This window comes from Xanthomonas sp. SHU 166, from assembly GCF_000364685.1.
GTDB lineage: Bacteria > Pseudomonadota > Gammaproteobacteria > Xanthomonadales > Xanthomonadaceae > Xanthomonas_A > Xanthomonas_A sontii.
The window spans coordinates 1-1,713 of record NZ_AQOJ01000268.1; the positions used below are offsets into that span (position 1 = coordinate 1).

Below are 1,713 nucleotides of genomic sequence, written 5' to 3' on the forward strand. Positions count from 1 at the left end.
CGGCGGCCGCGCGACGCGGCCCGCCGGGCAGGGGGCCGCGCGCTGCGCTGCCAGTCGCAGCGTTCCCGCCTTGTCGTCCGTGGCCGTTCTGCGCGGTGGCAAGGCGGCCACAGGCGCGCGATGCATGCGAGGCTCGCCGAGCCCACACATGACAGCCCGGTGACCGCCGCGGCCGCGACGTGGCCGGTCTCGTAAACAATCAGGTGCGCCGCAGCGCCCGACATGCGGTTGTGCGATCGCGTTCGCGCCTGCTGAGACCGGCGCTGGCTAGATTCCGCAGGGTTCGCCCTCGCCACGTCCCTGGATCGGAGCCGCGCCATGTCTTGCCGTCGCATCCTGCTGCTCCCCTGGCCGCGCTGGCGCAGCCCGCTCAGCCCCGTGGCGATGCTCGCCTGCACCCTGGTCGGCGCCTGCGTGGCGCTGGCGATCGGCGCAGCAACACCGTAGCGCACGCCGCGGCTGGCTATCGTCGATCGCGGTCACGCCGTTGCGCCGGATGCGGCCACCGCGGTCGTGTCGCGTGCGGTGCGATCGCCGTGATGGGCCGATGTGCATGTGGAGTTGCATGCACGGCGTCGCTCGGAGGCGGCCCAGGGCGCCTTGCAGGCGCGGTGCGAGCAAGCGCTGGGAGCGAACTTCGCATCGGGACCGCGGTGCGGCGCTGGACGCGGCGTTAGCGCGGCAGCCGCGCGGTCAGTTTGCCCAGCCGCCGCATCGCATCTTCCAGCGTCTCGCTCCACGGCTGCCCGCAGCTCAGCCGCAGGTGGTCGGCATAGTCGCCGCGGCTGGAGAACAGGTGCCCGGGCGAGGTGCCGATGCCGGCGGCGAGAGCGGCCTCGAACAGCGCCTGGCCGCTGCCGGCGTCGGCCAGTTGCAACCACAGCGACAGGCCGCCGGCCGGGTCGCCGATGCGGGTATCGGCCGGCCAGTGCCGCAGCACCGCCTCGCGCAGGCGCTGGCCGTTGTCGGCCAGGGTGCGGCGCAGCTTGCGCAGGTGGCGTTCCAGGTCGTGCCGCTGCAGGTAGTCGGCCAGGGCCAGTTGCGGCAGGCTGGCGCCGCCGATGGTGGAGAAGTACTTGGCGCGCACCAGCGCGTCGGTCCAGGCGCCACCGAGCAGCCAGCCCACGCGCAGGCCGGGCGCCAGCACCTTGGAGAAGGCGCCACAGGTGATCACGTTGCCGTGGGTGTCGTAATGGCGCAGCGGCCGCGGGCGCTGCCCCGACCAGTCGAGTTCGCCGTAGATGTCGTCCTCGATCACCACCGTGCCGTGGCGCGCGCAACTGTCCAGCACGGCGCGCTTGGCGGCATCGGGGGTGAGGCTGCCCAGCGGGTTGTTGAAGTTCGGCACCAGCACCGCGGCGCGCGCCGGCGTTCGCTGCAGCAGCGCGTCCAGGCGTGCGGCGTCGATGCCCTGGCCGGGCCGGTTCGGGACCTCCAGCACCTTCAGGCGCAGCGCCGCCACCGCCTGCAGGATGCCGTGGTAGGTCGGGGTCTCGACCAGCACCACGTCGCCGGGGGCGGTGAGCGTGCGCAGCCCCAGGCTGATCGCCTCCATCGCGCCGGCGGTCACCACCACCTCGTCGGCGGCAACGACCGTGGCGCAGTGCGCGTAGCGCTGCGCGATCTGCCGGCGCAGCGCGGCGTGGCCCTGCGGCGGTGCGTAGTCCAGCGCGGCGCTGCGCTGGCGGCGCAACTGCCGCGCCAGCGCGCTGG

2 protein-coding genes are annotated in these 1,713 nt (G+C 74.0%); one reads left to right on the top strand and one right to left on the bottom strand.

The annotated features are described in order from the left end of the window. Positions 1 to 318: 318 nt before the first annotated feature. The gene (locus D180_RS24730; protein ID WP_017908007.1) at positions 319 to 447 is read left to right on the top strand and encodes a hypothetical protein; all 129 of its coding nucleotides are present in this window, start codon (positions 319 to 321) and stop codon (positions 445 to 447) included. Between the two features lie 226 nt (positions 448 to 673). On the opposite strand, the gene D180_RS08535 is transcribed toward D180_RS24730, so the two are convergent. Next, the coding region (locus D180_RS08535) for a PLP-dependent aminotransferase family protein (protein ID WP_017912468.1) at positions 674 to 1,713 on the bottom strand (1,040 nt) is incomplete at its 5' end.